The 20,687-nt window shown below is 65.2% G+C and carries 8 protein-coding genes; 6 read left to right on the forward strand and 2 right to left on the reverse strand.

All coding sequences use genetic code 11. The annotated features are described in order from the left end of the window. Window positions 1-189 precede the first annotated feature (189 nt). From pglW to QQX02_RS02080, 6 genes are read left to right on the forward strand one after another with little or no spacing between them, the layout of a single operon-like run. A complete protein-coding gene (gene pglW, locus QQX02_RS02055) occupies window positions 190-4,296 on the forward strand; it encodes a BREX system serine/threonine kinase PglW (protein ID WP_301140900.1) in 4,107 nt (1,368 codons plus the stop codon). Continuing rightward, entirely contained in the window at window positions 4,293-7,841 is a 3,549-nt protein-coding gene (gene pglX / locus QQX02_RS02060; RefSeq protein ID WP_301140901.1) for a BREX-2 system adenine-specific DNA-methyltransferase PglX, read from the forward strand. The genes pglW and pglX overlap by 4 nt, the downstream gene beginning before the upstream one ends. After that, complete coding sequence (locus QQX02_RS02065; protein ID WP_301143627.1) at window positions 7,838-11,536, forward strand: DUF6079 family protein; 3,699 nt, start codon at window positions 7,838-7,840, stop codon at window positions 11,534-11,536. The genes pglX and QQX02_RS02065 overlap by 4 nt, the downstream gene beginning before the upstream one ends. Before the next feature lie 32 nt (window positions 11,537-11,568). After that, on the forward strand, window positions 11,569-14,301 hold the full coding sequence (gene pglZ / locus QQX02_RS02070) for a BREX-2 system phosphatase PglZ (protein WP_301143629.1): 2,733 nt from the start codon (window positions 11,569-11,571) through the stop codon (window positions 14,299-14,301). Next, complete coding sequence (gene brxD, locus QQX02_RS02075) at window positions 14,298-15,557, forward strand: BREX system ATP-binding protein BrxD (protein WP_301140902.1); 1,260 nt, start codon at window positions 14,298-14,300, stop codon at window positions 15,555-15,557. The genes pglZ and brxD overlap by 4 nt, the downstream gene beginning before the upstream one ends. Then, window positions 15,554-17,683, forward strand: a complete 2,130-nt coding sequence (locus tag QQX02_RS02080; RefSeq protein WP_301140903.1) for a DEAD/DEAH box helicase — start codon at window positions 15,554-15,556, stop codon at window positions 17,681-17,683. The genes brxD and QQX02_RS02080 overlap by 4 nt, the downstream gene beginning before the upstream one ends. Window positions 17,684-17,693: 10 nt before the next feature. On the opposite strand, the gene QQX02_RS02085 is transcribed toward QQX02_RS02080, so the two are convergent. Both QQX02_RS02085 and QQX02_RS02090 read right to left on the reverse strand, forming a co-directional pair. Continuing rightward, a complete protein-coding gene (locus QQX02_RS02085) occupies window positions 17,694-19,235 on the reverse strand; it encodes a hypothetical protein (RefSeq protein ID WP_301140904.1) in 1,542 nt (513 codons plus the stop codon). A gap of 211 nt (window positions 19,236-19,446) precedes the next feature. Next, window positions 19,447-20,685, reverse strand: coding sequence for an McrC family protein (locus QQX02_RS02090; protein WP_301140907.1), 1,239 nt, complete (start codon window positions 20,683-20,685; stop codon window positions 19,447-19,449). Window positions 20,686-20,687 lie beyond the last annotated feature (2 nt).

The raw sequence follows: 20,687 nt of genomic DNA on the forward strand, positions 1-20,687 counted from the left end.
ACTAAGACGCGAAACCGGATATCGCGCTCCGAAGGCGGCATCAGATGACCGTGCGTCGCAACCCGCGCCAACAGCGGCCCGCGACGTACCGACACCACCTCGGAAGCGATTATGTATGTCTTACCAATGTGGGAGTCTTGGGCACAATGGTCGAAGCACATTCGAGCAGGAGAGGGTGAGTAAGTCTCAATGGAGTCCGACAGCGCGCGCTGGCATCCCGTCACGGACTCCGAGCATCGCCACGAGGAGGAGGGGCTGGCCCTCATCCAGAAGCGGCTTCCGGACCGCCCTCCCTTCCATGCCTGGACGAACTTCGAGTTCACCGACGGCCGGAACCACTGGGCCGAGGTCGACCTGCTCGTGCTGGCTCCAGCTGGCCTGTTTCTCGTCGAACTCAAGCACTACCGGGGAGCCATCAGCGGCAACGCGTACCAGTGGAAGCGCGGCTCCCGCTCAGAGCCATCTCCCCTGATCACCACCCGCCGTAAGGCCCAGCGACTTAAGAGCGTCCTCTTGGACGCGGCGCGCGACCTGAAGTTGCCGCCACACGTCGTGCCGTGGATCGACGCAGCCGTTCTTCTGCATGCACCGGATAGCAAGTCGCACCTGGATCCCGGCGCCGAAGAGGGCATCTGGGGGATCGATGGCAGGGAGAACATCAGCAACCTGCCAGGTATCTCCGGCCTCTTCAAAACCGCACCCAAGCAAAGCGTGGATGAGAAGACGGTTCTCGCACTCATCGAGAAGGCGGGATTCGCCAAGCGACGGGAGCGCGAGATCGGGTCGTGGCGCCTCGTCGGCCCCGCAGAGGACGTCACCGAGGGAATCCAGGACCGGCCGGCCGAGCACCGCATCACGCAGGACGCGGCGCGCATCCGGTTCTACCTCGTGCCTGCGGGCACCGCGGCGAAAGAGCGTGGAGCGCGGCGAGAACTAGCGAAGCGCGAGTTTCTCCTCACCCGAGACCTCCGACACGACGGAATCCTCCAGCCTCGCGATCTGGTCGACGATGAGTCTGGTGATGGGCTGGTGTTCGACCGTGTTGAAGACGAACAGCCACTCGACCTCTGGCTCGCGGACAACAGCGCAGACCTGTCGTTGGCGGAGCGCCTCGGGTTGGTGCGCCAGATAGTGGAGGCGCTCCACTACGCGCACGGCCACGGAGTCGTACATCGTGCGCTCAGCCCGTCGGACGTACTAGTGACAACCGATGACCAACGGCGCACTCGACTTCGCATCGGCGGGTGGCGGCAGGCAGGCACCATCGATCGCTCGAGCACCGCAGCGGCAGCGACCCGCGCGGCGACACGTCTCTTCGGGAGCGACGATGCGGCAGTCACCTCGCTCGGGTCAGTTGGCGCGTTCGTCGCGCCAGAAGGCCGCTGGAGTCCAGAGGCGCGCCGTGTGCCGCTCGACATGTTCGCGCTCGGTGCACTCTCCTACCTGATTCTCACCGGAGTGCCGCCGGCCGGCAGCGCTACTGAGCTCGCGCAGCGTCTTGCCCGCGAAGAAGGGCTGGACCTAGCAGCGCATCTTCCTGAGGCTCCGCGGTCGCTGCGCGATCTGCTGCGCGAAGCGACCGCTCCTCAGGTATCGAAGCGCACGCCAGACGCGGGTCGGTTCATCGAAGGGCTCTCACTCGTCGAGGCGGGGCTGATCGGGGTGGCCGCCGATCATGTCGACCCGCTCGAGGCGCCCCCAGGGACCGTCTTCGACGACCGCTTCACCCTCGTGAGGCGCCTAGGCTCGGGTTCAACCGCAGCGGGCCTTCTGGTGACCGATGCTGAGGCAGACGGCGTTCAGCGTGTGCTCAAGGTCGCTCTCGACGACTCGGCGACAACGCGCATCGCGCGCGAGGCTCAGACGCTCGTCGCCCTCGGTGCCGCAACCGCGTCACGTCGACTCGTGAGAATTCTTGCCACCGAGCCCTTGGACATCGGCGGTCGGCAGGCGCTGCTGCTCGAGTCCGCTGGCGAGGAGACCCTTGCCGACGTGCTGCAGGCCCACAGCCGTCGGCTTTCGCTCGATCTGCTGAAGCGATGGGGTGGCGATTTGCTCGAGGCGCTCGTCGCGCTCGACGCCGCCGGGTTTGATCACCGGGATATCAAGCCGGCGAACCTAGGCGTACGCGAGCAGCCGTCGGATCACGCGAAGCACTTGGTTCTCTTCGATTTCTCGATGACGGGCGCAAGCCCCGACGCCGTCGAGGCGGGCACGCCCCCGTACGTAGATCCGTTCCTGGGGGTGGGGTCGCGGCGCCGATGGGACTCGGCAGCCGAGCGGTATGCGGTCGGAGTGACGCTCTACGAGATGGCCACCGGCAAGCGTCCGGTCTATGGCGACGGAGAGTCGGCCCCGCAGTTCGGCGGTCAGATCACGCTCGACCCCGCGGACTTCGACCCGGCGGCGTCCGATGCCCTGGTCACCTTCTTCACTCACGCTCTCTCAGGCGAAATCTCGGAGCGGCACGCGAGCGCAGAGACTATGCACCGTGCTTGGAAAGATGCGCTCGCCCCCGCCACCGTTCCCGCCACCGAGGATGCCGATGCGGTCGCCGCCCGCGCGACGCTCGACACCGCATTGAGCGAAGCTGGGCTGAGTGCGAGGGCACTGTCGGCGCTCGAGCCCTTCGGGGTAGTAACCGTCGGCGACGCCACTCGCCTGGACCTGCGCCGGGTGAACAGCACGCCCCACTTGGTCGCCGCCACCAAGACTGAGATCGGCACTCGCATCAAGCAGTGGCGGGCACGGCTAGGAGAAGCCGTAGACGACGCCGCGCTCGAGACCCCAAGTGACGACGTGCTGCTGCACCCGCGCGACGCGGCTGAACTGCTTGTGGCGTCTGCCAGCACGCCCGACCAGGCACGAGCGGCCGCGCTGATTCTGGGACTCGACGGCGATTTGGATGCGTTCGCGATCGGAGCCGCGTTGTCGACGGCACTCGGACCGTCGTCCCCCAACGCGTGGAAGGTCCTATCTGGGCTGTTCGAGTCCTGGACCGCGGTTCCCGCCACTGGAACGTTGCTCAAGGGGCTATCTGCGCGCGTCGAGGCGGCCCTCGAGGACCTCGCGGGCGTCGCGTGGACGGACGAGCTCGCCACGGCACTGTCACCAGACCAGGGGTCAAAGCGACTCGTGGCGGGCCTCGTGCGCGCTTCGCTCGACACCGCCGACCACCTCTGCAGGGAACGCTCGGAGTCCGGGGAGCCACGGTTCGTCCGCCGCCGTCGCCGCGACGGGCGCATGCTCGTGTCGCGTGACCCCAAGCTCGCCGATGCCGCGTTGACGCTAGGAACGCAGGCAGACTCGGCCATCGGTACGGACAGCGGAAGCCCCGTCATGCCGCAAGCACGTGCCGCCGCCACCCTCCGCGAAGTTGCCGGACCGCTGGCCTCCCTCGATCACGCACGGCTTAACCGGGTCGCGGCGCGCTTCAGCACTTCAGCCGGAGCTACGGCGGATGGCTCGCTGTTCCGCCTGAACATTGGCGCCTCCGAGGCGCTCCGGCTCGCGCTCCGCTCTGCGGAATCGTCGCAGGCCTTCGACGCGCAGCAACTTCGGCAACTCGTCAAGGTGCGCTTCCCCGGCGCCAAGGCGCTCCCGCCAAGACCCAAGCTTGACGACGTGGTGGCGGAGGCCGACGTGGGATTGACGTGGGATGGCAAGGCGTATGTCGTTGCGTCGGCTCCCGCGACAGCCACCGTCCTCACATCTTCCACTACTGTCACTGTCCCGTCTGGGCCCACGGGACTAACGCACGAGAGCGAACTGCGGACGTCGGGCGCGGAAAGGTCCTTCCTCGCGCTCGGCGTGAGGCCCCGCCACCACGATGCCGTCATCAGCCAACTACTGGAGTCGTTCAGTGCCCGAGAGGTCAACGTCACGGACCTCTTGCTTGACACGCTCACGGGCCTAGCGGAGGACGCCGGAGTATCTTGGGATCTCGTTCTCAATGCCGATTCCGCGACCGCCGGGTCGGAGGACCGGCGTGGTCTTGCGGTGCTTGTGGAGCGTGCGGTGCCCACTCTGGTTGAACACATCGACCAGGCACTCCTCGATGCCGATGGACGACCAGTCCTCCTGACGGATACAGCACCGCTCGCACGCTACGGCCACCTGGACGTCATCGCCCGGTACAGCGAGATCACCCGCCCCAGGGCCGCTGCGGTGTGGCTCGTCTTCCCGGAGGAGACCGGCCGAGGGGCAGCACTCGATGGCGTGCCCGTACCCACCAGCCATCCAGGGCAGTTTGTTCATCTCGGCGGACCAACCGCCGCGGAAGGAGCTCACGCGTGAGCGCACAGTCCTCTTTGACCGCAGAACTGCGTGCGGAGGTCACCGCGCTCGAGGACGACCTCCGTTCACGGGTCGCGGCACAGCCCGACGTCGATGCCGAGTGGCGTGAACAGTACCGTCAGGCGATCTCAGCCGAGCGCACGTCCGCCTCATGGGAGGCGTGGCGCGATGAGAGGGTGACGCTCGCTGCGGTGTCGTGGGTCCTCACGACCGTCTTTGTGAGGTTCTGTGAAGACAATGGCCTGGTATCGCCCGTGTGGATCGCCGGCCCGCGCAGTTCTGAAGCAGTCGAGCGGCAGAGCCACTTCATTCGCGACAAGGCCTCTGCTGGCGAGGATGTCACTGATCGAGAATGGATCCTGGACGCCGTCGCCCACCTCTCGTCTCTCGAAGCGACACGCGAACTCGTCGACGCGAACGCGCCGATGTGGCTCGTTGCCCCCTCCGGAGACGCCGCCACACGGCTCCTCGCGTTCTGGCGCGAACGGGATGAAGACGGCACCCAGCGCCGCGATCTCGTCGATCCATTACTAGACACCCGCTTTCTCGGCGACCTCTACCAAGACATCTCGGAGGCCGCGCGGGAGCGGTATGCGCTCTTGCAGACTCCCGACTTCGTCGAGGAGTTCATTCTGGACCACACCCTAGAGCCCGCGCTAGCCGAGCGACCCCTCGACGGGTTCCGGATGATCGACCCGACGTGCGGCTCGGGACACTTCCTCCTTGGCGCCTTCGCACTACTGCTCGACCGGTGGCATCGGGAGGCCCCGGGCCTCGATGAGCGCGAGCGTGTTCAACGTGCACTCGACGCTATCCATGGCGTCGACATCAACCCGTACGCGGTCGCGATTGCACGGTTCCGGCTGACCGTGTCCGCGCTCCAGGCATGCGGAATGACGAGCCTCGAAACCGCCCCCGCGTTCAGATACCACCTGGCGGCCGGCGATTCCCTGCTGCACGGGGGCGCCGCAGATGCCTACTCCCTCGACCTCGGAGCGGCTCACACCAGCGATCGTGTAGCGGCCGAACACGCCTATGCCACAGAGAACCTTGGCGTACTCCGAGAGATACTCGCAGACGGGCGGTACGACGCCGTCGTCGGAAACCCCCCGTACATCTCCGTAAAAGACGCCAAACTGCGGAACGTCTACCGAGCGCGCTACTCGTCATGCAAAGGCAAGTACGTCCTGACAGTGCCGTTCATGGAGAAATTCTTCTCACTGGCCAAGACGGGAGACTCCCCAGGATGGGTTGGGCAGATCACCTCGAACTCGTTCATGAAGCGCGAGTTTGGCTCCAAACTCATTGAGTGGTTCTTGCCAAAGCAGGACCTGCGCCTGGTCGTCGATACCTCTGGCGCATACATTCCGGGCCACGGCACTCCTACCGTGATTATCGTGGGACGCCCTGTTCAACCAACAACGGCAACCGTGCGGACGGTGCTCGGAGTGCGGGGCGAGCCGGGCCTACCCGACGACCCCGCGCGTGCGAAAGTGTGGACCTCTATTGCGACAAACATCGACGCACCCGGCTACGAGGACGAGTGGGTGTCGGTTGCTGACCTCGATCGAGATCGCTTGGCAAGGCACCCATGGTCCCTTTCTGGAGGGGGAGCACCGGAGATTTCTGCCGCACTTGCTGAGGTCGACTTCTCCACCCTGGGACAGCGTGCGACGGAAATCGGGGTGTCGGCAGTCCTCGGCGCCGACGACGCGTTCGAGCTTTCATCTTGGAGTGAAGCGGAAAGTGTTGGACTCGTGGTGGGTGATGCCGTCCGAGACTTCGTCGCGAGCGCTGAAGTCCGCCTCTGGCCGTACGATGACCGCCTTGCACCACTAGAGTCGGAGCCTGTCACACGTTGGCTTTGGAGAAACCGACGCACCTTGGAGAACGGCATCTACTTCGGTCAAACCAAGGAAGAGCGCGGTCTGAGGTGGTTTGAGTACGCGATCCTTCTTCGTTCAAAGCTGCACCCCCCCCTTTCGATTACGTTTGCGTTTGTCGCCACTCACAACCATTTCGTCTTAGACCGTGGCGGGAGAGTCTTCAACAGGTCGGCGCCAGTCATCAAGCTCCCCGCCGACGCCTCAGAGGATGACCACCTTGCGCTTCTCGGGGTCTTGAACTCTTCGACGGCGTGCTTCTGGCTCAAGCAGAACAGCTACCCAAAGGGCGGCGATCCAGTCGGCGATTCCGGTGCTCGTGTCTCACAACAGCCGTGGTCAGACCGCTACGAGTTCACAGGCACCACCCTCCAGGATTACCCCCTCCCGTCAGTACTGCCTACTGAGCGCGGCCGATCGCTAGACGCACTCGCACAGCAATTTGCGGCGAACAGCCCGGGGAACGTAATTGAACGAGCGACACCCTCGCGCGCAACCCTCGACGAGGCTCACGCCGGGTTCGATACTGCTCGCGGCCAAATGATCTCCACCCAGGAGGAACTGGACTGGGATTGCTACCGCCTCTACGGACTCATCGGTGACGACCTCACCTATCGAGGCGAGCCACCTCCTCTCGCCCTTGGAGAGCGCGCCTTCGAGATCGCGCTCGCACGACGAGTTGAGGCCGGCGAAACCGACACCGCGTGGTTCGCACGACACCGTTCTACGCCCATCACTGATTTGCCGTCGCACTGGCCCGCGGACTACCAGGAGCTAGTGCAGCGGCGCCTCGACCTCATCGCGAACGACCGGTGCATCGCACTGCTAGAGCAACCTGAGCACAAGCGCCGGTGGGCGACTGAACCTTGGGAGGACCAGGAGAAGGCCGCTCTAGGCGACTGGTTGCTCGACCGGCTCGAGGACCGCGCCCTCTGGTTCGATGCGCGCCATCGACCCGCGACCCAGTCGATCACGGTGCTTGCCGACAAGGTGTCCCGTGACGATACGTTGCGCGACGCCCTCGCCTTGTGGGAGGGCCGACCCGACATCGCTGTCCAGAATTCGCTCGAGCGGCTCCTTAAGGGAGAAGCGGTTCCTTACCTCGCCGCGCACCGCTACAAGGAATCCGGCATGCGCAAGCGAGCCGCGTGGGAACGCACCTGGGCACTCCAGCGGCGCGAGGACTCCGGCAACTACAATCCCGCATCGACCCGGTACGGCGGTGACGGGCCCATCCCCGTGCCGCCGAGTTACGTCACTGCGGACTTCCGCCGGAGCGAGTACTGGTCGCATCGAGGCAAACTCGACGTGCCGAAGGAACGCTTCATTCTCTACCCGGGTGCAGGTCGCTCGGGCGAGGACGTGCTCGGCTGGGCAGGCTGGGATTATGCGCAGCAGGCGCTGGCACTCGCGCAGCTCGTTCTCGCGGGACAGACCCAGGACGCCGACCGGGACCGGCTCGTTCCGCTCATCGCGGGACTCGATGAAGTCATGCCGTGGGTTGAGCAGTGGCACGGCGATCACGACGACTTCTATGGCCAGTCGCCCGCCCGGTACTTCGCTGCGGAACTCGAGACCTTTCTTGCCGAGAACGGCATCACACGCGAAGACCTTTACGCATGGCGGCCCACCACCGCACGAGGAAGGAAGGCACGCGCATGAGTCGCTTGCTCAAGGACGTCATCGACATCCCCACCCGCACCGGAGCGGAGGACTACGTCCTCCGTCTTACCGAAGGGGTGAGCGAGGACCGTCTCGCGCAAACCGTCAACGATTACGTGGTGACTGACGACCTCACTGACGCCTTCGACCGGGCACTCGCGCTCGTCGCCGATTCGCTCCGCACCCGCAACAGCCGCGCGGCGTTTCTCGCTGGCTCGTTCGGCTCGGGGAAGAGCCACTTCATGGCGGTGCTCCACGCACTCCTCGGCGAACACCCAGCCGCCCGTGCAAAAACCGAACTGCAGGGCGTCGTGGCCGAACACGATTCGACATTGCAGGGCAAGAAGTTCCTGCGCCTCGCTTTCCATTTCCTCGATGCCAAGAGCATCGAGCAGTGCATCCTCGGCGGATACGTCACCCAGATCCGGACCCTACATCCCGACGCCCCGCTCCCGGCTGTCCACCAGAGCGACGCTCTCCTTGCCGATGCTGACCGCTGGCGTGAACGCATGGGCGACGCCAAGTTCTTCGAGGGGCTTGAGATCGACAACGCCAATCCGAGCCCCTGGAGTTCGGTGCTCGGCACTTCGGGCTGGGGCCCCGCGCGCTACGACAACGCGCGCCACGCAGCACAAGCCGACCCCGAACGTCACGCCCTTGTCGATGCCCTCGTGCGCTCGTACTTTGCCGCGTTCGCCGACACCGACGATTACGTGGACCTCGACACGGGCCTCGCGCGCATCAGCGATCACGCGAAGCAACTCGGCTACGACACCGTAGTGATGTTCCTGGACGAACTGGTGCTGTGGTTGTCGTTCCACGTGCGCGACGCTGCCTTCTTCGGTCGAGAGACTCAGAAGATCACCAAACTCGTTGAGGGCCAGCACGAGCGCTCGATCCCGCTCGTCTCATTCGTCGCGCGGCAGTTCGACCTCCGGCGCTACTTCGACGATGCGGCGGACTCGGTGGGAGCCGACCAGCAGTCTCTTGACAAGGCGTTCCGACACCAGGAAGGACGCTTCTCCACGATCGAGCTCGGCGACACCAACCTTCCTTACGTCGCCCAGCAACGTCTGCTCCGGCCCGTCGATGACGCTGCGGCGCAGGTGCTCAAGGACGCATTTCACAAGCTCGACGGATCGCCAGAGGTCTGGGACGTCCTCCTCGACGGAGCGGTCGAGGGTCATCGCGGCGCAGACCGCGCCGCGTTCCAACGCACGTACCCCTTCTCGCCCGCGCTCGTGGCGACCCTTCGGACCCTGTCCTCAGCCATGCAACGTGACCGCACGGCCCTCAAGGTGATGCAGCAGTTGCTCGTCGACCACCGCGACCACCTCACGGTGGATGACGTCATTCCGGTCGGGGACACATTCGACCTCGTCATCAATGGGTCGCACGCCATCACGCCAGAAATGCACGCCCGCTTTCGCAACGCACAACAGCTGTACGACCAGAAGGTCCAGCCGATGCTGCTGCGCGAGCACCAACTGTCGTCAGCGGAAATCAAGGGGCTGGATCGGTCACATGCGTTCCATGCCGACGACCGCCTGATGAAGACCTTGCTGCTCTCGGCCATCGCGCCTGAGGTTCCTGCGCTCAAGGAACTGACAGCGGCACGCCTCGCGGCCCTCAACCACGGCTCGATTGTGAGCCCCCTGCCGGGCCGTGAAGCGTCGATGGTGCTCGACAAGTTGCGCCGATGGAGCGCGGAGATTCCGGAGATCCACCTCACGGGCGACCCCAAGAATCCTACGATTCGCGCACGAGTCTCCGAGGTCGATTACGAGTCCGTCGTGGCCAAGGCACGCGGAGAGGACAGTGCGGCCCGTCGACAGGAGCTCGTCAAGCGCCTGGTATTCGAGCAGCTGGGACTGGAGCTCAAAGTTGAGGAACTCTCCCAGGTGACCCGTCATCCTCACGTGTGGCGCGGTTCCCGGCGCGAGGTCGAAGTCGTCTTCGGCAATGTGCGAGACACGAACTGGCTGCCCGACAGCCTGTTTGACGCTACCCAAGGTACGTGGCGATTCGTCATCGACTTTCCCTTCGACGACGAGGGCCGGTCTGTGCGTGACGACGACCAGCGCGTGGAGTCGCTTGCGCAGCGTGGACCGACGACCACCGTCGTCTGGCTGCCCCACCACCTCGCACCCGCGGTCCGCAGTGACCTAGGACGGCTCGTCATCCTCGACTGGCTTATGTCCGGGCCCGGCGAACGGTGGGAGCACGCCTCTAGCCACTTGTCGACCGCTGACCGCCCGCAAGCGAAGAGCATCCTCGAGAACGCGCGTACCTCCCTGTTGGGGAAGTTCCGCCAAATCATCAAGGAGGCCTACGGCGCGGCTCGTCCCAGCGCAGACCACCTCGAGATCGACGAGGGGCACACAAGAGTCATCCAATCGCTCTACCCCGAACTCGCTGCGGGCGCACTCGTCGGTGCCGACCTCGAGACCGCGTTCAGCGGCCTTGCCGACCAGGCTTTCGCCGCGCTTTACCCCGCGCATCCCGACGTTGAGAACGGCCGAGTCGAGGTAACCGTCGCGCAGCTCGAGCGAGTGCTCGAGGCGGTCGAGGAAGCGACGCAGACGCCGGACGGAATCATCCGCATTGACGGCGGCGATCGCCCCACGCTTCGGCGCATCGGTCCGGCGCTGAATATCGCCACGATGGGCGAGGATCGGTTCCGCTTTGCACGCGAGACCTTCGCGTGGAACCGCGCCTTCGCATCAGGCATGGGTGCCGAGAACCTGGATGAGGGCTCGGATGTCAGCGTGGCCCAGGCACGTGCCTGGGTGAACGGAGTTGAGCCTCCTCGCGGCCTCCGCAAAGAGGTCGTTGACCTCATCATTTCCGTGTGGGCCACGGCGGAGGGGCGCACGTGGTACCGACACGGCGCGCCGATTCCTAGGCCGCGCCTGGGACAGATCAGCGACGACATCGTCATGCGCCCCGTCCCGCTTCCAAGCCTGGAAACCTGGCAGGAGGCTCAGAGACGCGCGGCCAAGCTCTTTGGAATCGCGACACCGGAGTTCCTCAACGGGTCGAACGCCGCTGAGCTGGCGGGGGCGCTGGAGTTCCGGAGCACGGAAGGCAAAGAGCCTTCCAAGCGACTCGTAGATGAACTCGAAGCCGCGCAGACTCGCCTGAAGTCGGACGGCGGCGGGCGTCTGGCGACAGCGCGTTCCACGCAGCAACTGCTCGCTGAGCTCGGTGCCGCTTCGAACACTGTCGACCGCCTGGCCGTGTTGTCGGACTTCGAGCTGCCGTGTTCCGATGAGGCGGCCTCTCGTTCCCTGACGTACGCGACCTCCGTCGCGGAGTCGCTTGCCCGTTTCGACTGGTCCCGGCTGTCTGTCCTTCTTGAAGCGGAGGGCGGCCGCGACGAACTCGCGACAAGCGCCAGAAACGCACTCACGAAGCTGCGCGAGGCACTGGATCATGACGAGATCGTCACGGGCATGTCCAGCGCCCTGTCCACCGCCGATTCGGACGCGTTCGCCTGGCTGGCTTCAGCGGCAACCAAACCACCAGAGACGACCGCCCCGAAACTCAACCCCGAGGACCCGACGACTCTCTCTCCAGGCCGCGGGCGACACACCGTCCACTCGACGACCGAGCTCTCGGCCGTCGAGGCCGAGTTGCGCGCGTTCGTTGACGAGCACGGCGGCGCGGTCATCGAGTGGCGGACTGACGAGTGAATAGCCCGCGATCCGCGCGCTCCACGCTCCCGGTGCTGCGCTCGCTCCTGGAACGCGCCTCAAGTTCAGGCGCGGTCTCATCCGGTATCCTCGGCGTGCGCGCGCTCCCGGAGTGGGACGGTCCTGGCTCGTTCAGCCACCACGGCGTGATCGCGCATGTGCGCCCGTGCATCTCTCCACTGGCAATGAGACAGGCTATTCGGCAACGGGCAAGCGACGACTGGCTGATCGTCCTCACGGACTGTGACGAATCAGACCTCGGTGTGGGGTTGACCCGCTATCTCAACGGGCAGCGACTCCGTACGCCCGATCCGTGGGACGCCGTGCGCACACTGTTCCGCGCACCGCGCCTCGATCGCAGGCTGGTCGCGGGCCCCCGCGCACGCGATCTCGCGCTGGGCCTCGCCTCGGTCGCACAAGAACTCGATCTACCTCCCGCGCCGGCGGGGATGCTGACGCTGGACCACGTCTGCGGGTCGCTATGTGAGCGCGTGCTGGCCCTGCGCGGCGCTCAGTCACTCAGCCTCGAAGATGTCATGGACTGGAGCGCGGATGCCCGCGCCGTCGCCAACATCGCAACGCTGCGCGAACGCGCGGGAGAGGTGCTCACGGCTCTGGTGCTCCGGTGGATCGCCGCCAGGTGTGGTGCCGCGGGGCCCGCGGTGAGCGCGCTTCTCGAATCCGACCGCGCCTCAAGTCTGGCCCCCTTGGGGCTCGTGGCTCGCCCCGTGCGTGAGAGTCGAAACGACGTTCCCCGCGCACTTCTGACTCGCGTGCACCTGAGTGGGACGCAGGTCTCCGAAGCTGGGCTCGACGAACTCGCTAGCGCCGCTGAGTCCGTAGCGTTGCGGCGACTTCACCGCCGGGATAAGCAGTCGGCCATCGACCTGTCGAGGCTGCTACGGGACGCCGACGCACTCGCCACAGACATATCCCTCGGCGACGACGTCGCTGCCTCGACTCTGTTGCCGAGTGCGCTCGAACGCCGGCTCGAGCACCTGGGCCGCGCTCTGCAACTCGCCACGGAGCGATCCCGCAAGGCCGTGCTCGCGGACCCACGGGGTGTGTCTATCCCGTCTGAGGCCGCAGTCAGTATCGAAGAAGCGTTCACGTCTGTCGAAGAGCACGCGGCCGCGGGCACGGCCGCCACCCAGCGAGTTCGGACCGCGCGCGCCGGCGTACGGCTTGTGCGGTGGTTGGCACAGCCGGCGCCTGATTTTCAGGACCTTGCCGACGCGACACGGGACTACCGAGACGCGCTTGGATGGGTCGACCGTGCCTACGCGGACGCCTGGCGCGGGGTCGACGGCCTTCCCGAACTCGCCTCCGGGCTTCGCGCCGTCGTGGAAACGACGAAGGCCCGTCGCGCGGTCTCCGACTCTCGCTTTGGTGCGCTGCTCGCGTCTCACGCTGCTCTCGATGAGGCCCTCCCGTCGGACGTCGTGCGCATTGAGGACCTCATCCCGACAGTCGTCGCTCCCCTTGCCCGTGGCGGTCGACCGGTTCTTCTCGTCGTCGCAGACGGGATGTCCGTGCCCGTGGCAACCGAGATCGTCGACTCTCTACAGCTCGACTCCGGACTGTGGCACGAGTGCCTGCCCGACGATCAGGAGCGACGCTCCACCGCGCTGGCGGTGCTGCCTTCGCTTACCGAGGTGTCACGGTGCTCGATGCTCTCGGGTCACCTCGCCACCGGTGGCCAGAGTGCGGAGCGTTCCGGGTTCGCCGAACTCCTGCGTGCCCAGAACCTCACTGGCACGCTGTTGCACAAGAAATCCCTCGCATCGTCCGGCGGCGGCGAGTCGCTACCTGGCGACGTTGCTCAAGCGATCGACGACACTGCGCAGAATCAGGTGGTCGCGTGCGTGCTCAACTCGATCGATGACGCACTCGACCGTACCGATCCGGGCATCGATTGGGACACCGACGCGGTCCAGCACCTGCGCCCACTCCTTGAGAGTGCCCAGCGCGCGGGGCGTGTTGTGGTGCTGACCTCCGATCACGGCCACGTCATCGAGCGGCGCGCGGGTCACGTCCTCGAGGCGGGCACCGTTTCGAGCAACCGGTCGCGCCCCGGTGGTCTGCCACCAGAAGTGACCGCCGAAGAGGTGCGGGTGCGTGGGCCGCGAGTGCTGCTGCACGACGGTGACGCTGTGCTCGCGGTCGACGAATCGCTCCGGTACGGCTCGCTCAAAGCGGGCTACCACGGAGGCGCCGCGCCTGCGGAAGTGGTCATACCGATCCACGTGCTCGCGGTCGACCCGCCGCGACGCTGGCGCGAGGCCGCCCCGCAGGAGCCGTTGTGGTGGCGTGAGTCGATCCAGGTGGCGGCGGACCCTACTGCCGCAATCCGCGAAACGCCGCCCGCGCGTAAGAAGGAAGAACGCGGCGACCAGCCGACCCTCTTCGACACCGGAGCTGAGCAAGCACCCAAACGTCAGGAAACGCCACCTTCATGGGACCTCGCGGCGCGCGTTGCTCAGTCGCCGGTGTATCGAGACCAGTTGAGCCGTGCCGGTCGACTGCCGATCGACGAGGCCCGCATCCTGACCCTCCTACGCGCGCTCGCCCACGCACCGTCGCATCGGGTCTCGATCCAGACCGCAGCGTCGCTGCTCAACATCGCCACGGTCCGGGTGTCTGGGGCGCTGCCGTACGTGCAGCGACTCCTGAACATCGACCAGTACGCCGTCATCTCCCGCGACGACGACGACATCGTGCTGGACCTGGACCTCCTGCGCGAGCAGTTCGAGGTGAAGGCATGAGCCAAGCAAGTCCGCGACGGCGCAGGGAGGTCCTCGACGCACTCCGGCGGGGAACAGTTCCTCACCAAGGGCTTGACCTGCTCGCTGTCGGCCTCGACCGCTTCGAAGGCACGATCGATGCGGAGCTCGAGACCGTGCGCGCCGGGGGCGCGGTCTTCAAGGCGGTGCGGGGCGAATACGGGTCTGGCAAGACGTTCTTCGCCCGGTGGCTCGGAGAGCGCGCCAAGCAGAAGGGTCTCGCTTTTGCGGAGGTTCAGATCTCCGAGACTGAGACGCCGTTGCATCGCCTCGAGACTGTGTACCGTCGCGTGTGCGAGTCGCTGGAGACGCTCCAGTTCCCCCCGTCGGCATTTCGACCGGTGGTCGACGCGTGGATCTTCGCTCTCGAGCAAGAAGGCGACGTCGCCACCATGATTGAGAAGCGGCTCGCCTCCGTTTCCCAAACCACTCCCGCATTCGCGGCAGCCCTTCGTGGCTACGCCGCGGCGCAAGGAGACGACGACGTCTCCACCAGCGAGGGCCTCGCGGCGTGGCTGGCAGGCCAGCCCCACGTAGCGTCCGGCATTCGCCGCAGCGCGGGTGTACGGGGCGACCTGGACCACTTTGGCGCGCTCGGCTTTCTCCAGGGGCTGCTCACCGTGTTGCGCGACTCGGGTCACCCGGGCCTCGTGCTGGTCCTCGATGAAGTCGAGACCCTCCAACGCGTCCGCACGGACGTCCGCGAGAAGGCGCTCAATGCGCTGCGTCAACTCGTCGACGAAGTAGATGGAGGTCGATTCCCGGGTCTCTACCTTGTGATCACGGGCACGCCGGCGTTCTTCGATGGCACGCAGGGGATGCAACGGCTCCCCCCACTCGCGCAACGCATCGCCACCGACTTCACGACCGACGCGCGCTTCGACAACCCCCGAGCTGTGCAAATCAGGCTTCCCGGCTTCACCCGGCCAATGCTCGAAGAGGTGGGCACCTCCGTCCGCGACCTGTATGCGTCCGGATCCCAATCAGAGCGGCTGAAGTCCGTCGTCGACGATCAGTACATCGGTGACCTCGCCGCCGCGGTCACCGGCTCATTGGGCGGCCGGGCGGGTGTCGCACCGCGCCTGTTTCTCAAGAAGCTGGTCGCAGACGTGCTGGACCGCGTCGAACAGTTCGATGACTTTGATCCCCGTGTGCACTACGCCCCCACCGTCTCGGGCTCGGAGATGACCGATGTCGAGCGCAATGCGGCATCGTCGGTCGACGACGTCGAACTGTGAGCGACGAACTCGACCCGGTGCTCGTGCACCACATCGTTAACACGTTGGGATGGCCGTCGCTCCGACCGCTGCAAGAGCAAGCAATCGCGCCGGTGAGCAGGGGCGACGATGCGCTTCTCCTCGCACCAACTGCTGGAGGGAAGACCGAGGCGGCGCTGTTCCCGCTGCTCACCCGCGCATCGGCCGAACGATGGTCCGGCCTGTCGATTCTCTACGTCTGCCCGCTCCGAGCGCTGCTCAACAACTTGGAGCCTCGCGTGGACGGCTACACCTCTTGGCTCGGCCGGCGGGCGCAACTATGGCACGGTGACACAGCGCAGGGTCAGCGGCAGCGCATTCTTCGAGACCCGCCTGACATTCTGCTCACCACGCCAGAGTCGCTCGAGGCCATGTTGGTGTCGACCAAAGTCGACGCGCATGAGCTCTTCTCCGGGGTCCAGGCGATTGTTGTCGACGAAGTGCACGCCTTCGCAGGCGACGACCGTGGCTGGCACCTTCTCTCTGTGCTAGAGCGGATTGAGCGCCTTGCCGGGCATCCGATTCAGCGAGTGGGCTTGTCGGCTACGGTTGGCAACCCTGACGAGCTCATTTCGTGGCTCCAGGGGTCCCATGCTGGAAAAAGACCTGCCACCGTGATTGCGCCAGGCATCGTGAGTGCTGGAGTCGCTGACGCGCCGCCGCCTGGTGAGGTGACCCTGGACTTTGTCGGATCGCTGGACAATGCGGCGACTGTCATTGCTCAGTTGCACCGAGGCGAGAAGCGCCTGGTCTTCTGCGAGTCGCGCCGCGCGGTCGAGGAACTCGCTGGGTCATTGCGTCAACGCGACATCACGACCTTTGTGTCCCACTCGTCCCTGTCCCGCGACGAACGCCATCGTGCCGAGCAGGCATTTGCCGAGGCCCGTGACTGCGTGATCGTGTCGACCTCTACGCTCGAACTTGGCATCGACGTCGGCGACCTTGATCGGATGATCCAGATCGACTCTCCCTCAACCGTAGCGTCGTTTCTCCAGCGGATTGGACGTACGGGGAGACGCGACGGTGCCACGCGCAATGCTCTGTTTCTCGCGACGACCCCCACCGCCTTGCTCCAAGCGGCGGGGCTCCTACATTTGTGGTCGTCAGGCTTCGTGGAGCGCATTGCAGCGCCTCCAAACCCTCGGCACATTGTGGCCCAACAGGTGCTTGCACTCTGCCTTCAAGAGCATCGTGTTGGCCGCTCTACCTGGCGCGAGTGGTGGGGTGGCCTCGAGGTCTTTGGACCTCATATGGACACCGAGGAAATCGTGTCATGGCTTATCGATGAGGGATTCCTTGAACTAGACGGCGGCATGATGTTCATCGGGCCCGAAGCCGAGAGGCGTTTCGGCAGGCGCAACTTCATGGATCTCGTGGCGGTCTTCACTGCCTCGCCAGAGTTCACTGTGGTCCGCGGCCGCGAAGAACTCGGCTCTGTCGACCCCTCTATGCTGACCGTCAAGGTCGACGGACCTCGGATCGTCTTGTTGGCTGGTCGGTCGTGGCGCGTCACCCACATCGACTGGAAACGAAAGCGCTGCTTCGTTGAGGCGAGCGACATCGCGGGGCGGTCCAAGTGGTTCAGCGCGGGCCTTGGGCTTGGGTATCGGCTGTGCCAGGCGCAGCGCGAGGTGCTGTTAGGAAGCGATCCGCGTGTGACGATTTCTCGCCGCGCGAGCGATGCCCTGGCGGAGGCGCGCGACAGGTTCTCCCCAATGGTCTCTGGGGCCGGTTCGGTGGTTTTTCGCGAGAGCGGCAAGGGTGACGTCGAGTGGTGGACCTGGGCCGGAACTGGTGCGAACGCCACACTCGCGGCGGCTCTCGGGGACATCGCTGACCCAGTGCAGTCACCACACGCGTTCCGCATCCGCCTTAGTACTGAAACGACTCCGGAGGTTCTCGCCGACCGGCTTCGCGCTGCGGATGTAGAAGCGGCGCTCCCGGAAATCAGGCCGGAAGCATTGAGGGGGCTCAAGTTCTCGGCAGCACTTCCGGAAGGGCTCGCTATCGCGACGCTGGCGTCGCGTGTGGGCGATACGGAATGCGCGTCGCGGGTAGTGGCCGTGCCGCGGACATGGGTTCAGGGCCTGCCGTCGCCCACCCCCTGAGGCTTCACATCTAGCGGTCTGCGAGTTGGTGCGCTTCGAGCGCAGGGGGCAGGTGCTCTCGGAGACCATCCCGCTCCGCATCGGGGACCCTCATGTGGCGCTGAAGCAAGGCAACGAAACTGAGAAACTCTCCGGAGGCAGCAGCTGTGGACTCGAAACCCCAAGACCGGTCTAGGTCTCGTGTTACCACGTCCAGACGGGCGCCCGACGTGTCGGCGCGGCGTCTCACGTAGCGAATGTCAGACACCTTGACATCGACATCAAAAACGCCGTGGCGCTCGAACTCGGCACGTTGAGCACTCAGCAATCGCTCAGAGGTCAGCACGATCAGTTCTCGCCGCCGGAGTCGATTGCGCCCCTGAGCAATAGCCTCGACGGTTTCGTCTCGCTCCATGCGCCAGCGCAGAACAGAGGCAAGTGCGTCCGGCGCTTCGTCGTCTCCAAAGCAGACTGTGGACGGCAACGCCACGTCATCTCTCGGCGACCGGACAGGTGCGCCGATCGCCTGCAGTGCTTCGGAAAGGTCCGCGGCCATCTCTGCGGCTTCCCGTGCCGATTTCCGCTTGCCCAAGAAGGGGAGAGTCCTGTTGCCCGGCAACGTGTGTGCGATCCACAACTCCCGCTCGAGCGCGTCGAGAAGCAATCCGATGTTCTCAAGCGAGCGCTTGTGTCCAACCCTCGCGTCAAGAACGATCTTGTCGAAGAGCACTTCGTTGCTGGGATCTTCAGGAATCCTGGACCTCACCCAACTCGCACGGAGCGCCTGGTACCTGAACCAGGCGTTGAGTGCCACGACGGCCCCATGTGCGTCCTGAAGTATCGCTTCTCCGTTGTCAATGAGGTAGTCGCGGCGCTTGGCGTGGTCACGCGCCTGGCCAAGCTGCCGGACATGCGAGTCCGTTGCCTTCTGGAAGAGGTCAAGTTGCTTGCCGAGGTCCGCTTCACGCGCTCGCACGTTGTCCCAAATATCCGTGCTCACGGCGCCAACGAGCATGGCTTCACTGACGGCCTGCTGGACCGCGCGATCCAGTCCGCTCAGTTCGGCCCACTGCTCGGCGCGCAACGTACCCAGCACTTGCTGCGTCTGCGCCAGAGTGTGCTCGGAGATCTTCGAGATCTCATTGAGCTGGACCTGGATAGCAAGAAGTGTGACGGCCGGCCCTACGCTCGCAAGAACAGCGGCGGTTCCCCCCGCGGATGCCGGAGCCCATAGGACTTGCGAGCTGAACTTCCCGCCTTCGCCGGCCAAGACGCCAATGTTGTAGCCCCCGCTCGCAATGGGTTGTGCGCCTGAGTTGATGGCAGCGAGCGTCTCTGGCGCGAGCCGCACAAGGCCACTTGCCTCTGACATCGCTTGTGCCGCTTGAGCGGCGACGCTTCCAGCGGCAATGGACGTCGCGACCTGCCGTTGAATGTCCTTGCGATCAAAATCCGGCAGGAGCGTGAACGGAGCGACCTGTTGGCCCGGAGGAGGCGTGCCGAAAACCAGTGCTGTGCCCGGCTCGATCTCGACAAGTACAGTGTCGATTCTCTCGATATGCTCCCCGCTCATACTGCGACCTTAGTGGTGTCGGGTCGAGGCGCCTGGTGCTGTGGCCCCATTTGGTGCGGTCTGGACTTGCCCGGGTTTGACAGACCCAGGTGTGGTTGACTCCTCAGTCGACCCCCTCACAGTCGCAGAAGCCGGTTGTGGGGCAGGTGAAGGAGTCACCTACAGCTGCGGCAGACCCGTCGAGCAGATCGCGAAGGATCTCGGGATCTCATCATCGTGTCTGCAGCGTTGTGGCAGCCATTTGTCGAGCCAGTCCCGCTCTCTCTGCCATCGCATCGGCCAGTGCCTGCACCTGCGCCAAGATCTCGATTGGCGACATCGCCAAGTCGAGCGACCAGTCGGCTATCTCGACGTTGACATTGCGCACCCTGCGCACTACTGGCGCTCCGCCGGCCGCGTAGACGAGCCACGCGCGGTCCACCCCGAGCGCCGTGCAGTAGGCAAGCATCTGGTACTTGTCGGTATTCGGAAACCGTCCAGACATCGACTCGGCCTTGTACTTCGCATCCGCGACGATCACGGGCTTCAAACCAACTTCGTGCACGACGTCGACGTTCATCGTTACCGCAGGCACACCGATCTGCGGCTCGTCCAGCCGGGTTCCGTACTGCAGCGTTGTACGACCCCGATAGCGACTCAACGACTCCTGCAACGCCACACCGACGAAGTCCTCGTAGACGGTCTCCATCGATGCCACGAATGACGCCCCGACGAGACCATACGCATCACCGAGCCTCAGCGACTGATGCCTCAGCACAAGCTCAGCAAGCGTTAGCGCGGGACGGTAGCGCTCGGTCAGTCGCGTCAGCTTGTATGGCGGTAGTGGCCCCCGCACTTCAATCTCGCTCACCCCCTCGAACACGGCGGTCAATGCGGAGGCTCTGGCATATGTCTCATCACCGAGCCGCGGGATGTGCAGCACCCGGTGCAGTGCGCTCAAGAGAATGCGATTCTCAGCGATGTCGGCGCTGTACTCGTCGTATGTGATCTCTGCCGGCACCGATCGCCCGTGGTGCAGGCGCACCTGGTCCCCCATCCGAATGCGCCCGCGCAAGGTTCTTGAAGTCTCGTCCACCGTGACGTAGCCGCGGTGCACCCCGCGCAGAACAGCGCGACTCACCTGCCTGACAAGCGCCTCGGCGATCGCAGTGAAGAGATCGTCGTCACGTCCCATCTCAACGTTCTCGTCTCGAAACCAGGGGTCAGCGGCATACCCGAGCAAGAAGAGGACCGATGCGAGCGGCACCTTATCCTTCGGGTGCACCTCGACTTGGAGATCACCGATGCGAGTCACTCCGACCTTGCCTCGCGGAAGAACTCGGTAATCGCCCCCTATGAGTGGCTCTACCCGGACGAGCCCGGTCGAGTCGAGCGCAGCAGCCACGTCCGATGAGCAGCGCACCGTGGCCCCGTCGTCGCGCAACTCGTCGAGCACGACCGTCTGCGGCATCG

Origin of the sequence: Demequina muriae (assembly GCF_030418295.1) — a bacterium.
In the GTDB taxonomy this organism is placed as follows: Bacteria; Actinomycetota; Actinomycetes; order Actinomycetales; family Demequinaceae; genus Demequina; species Demequina muriae.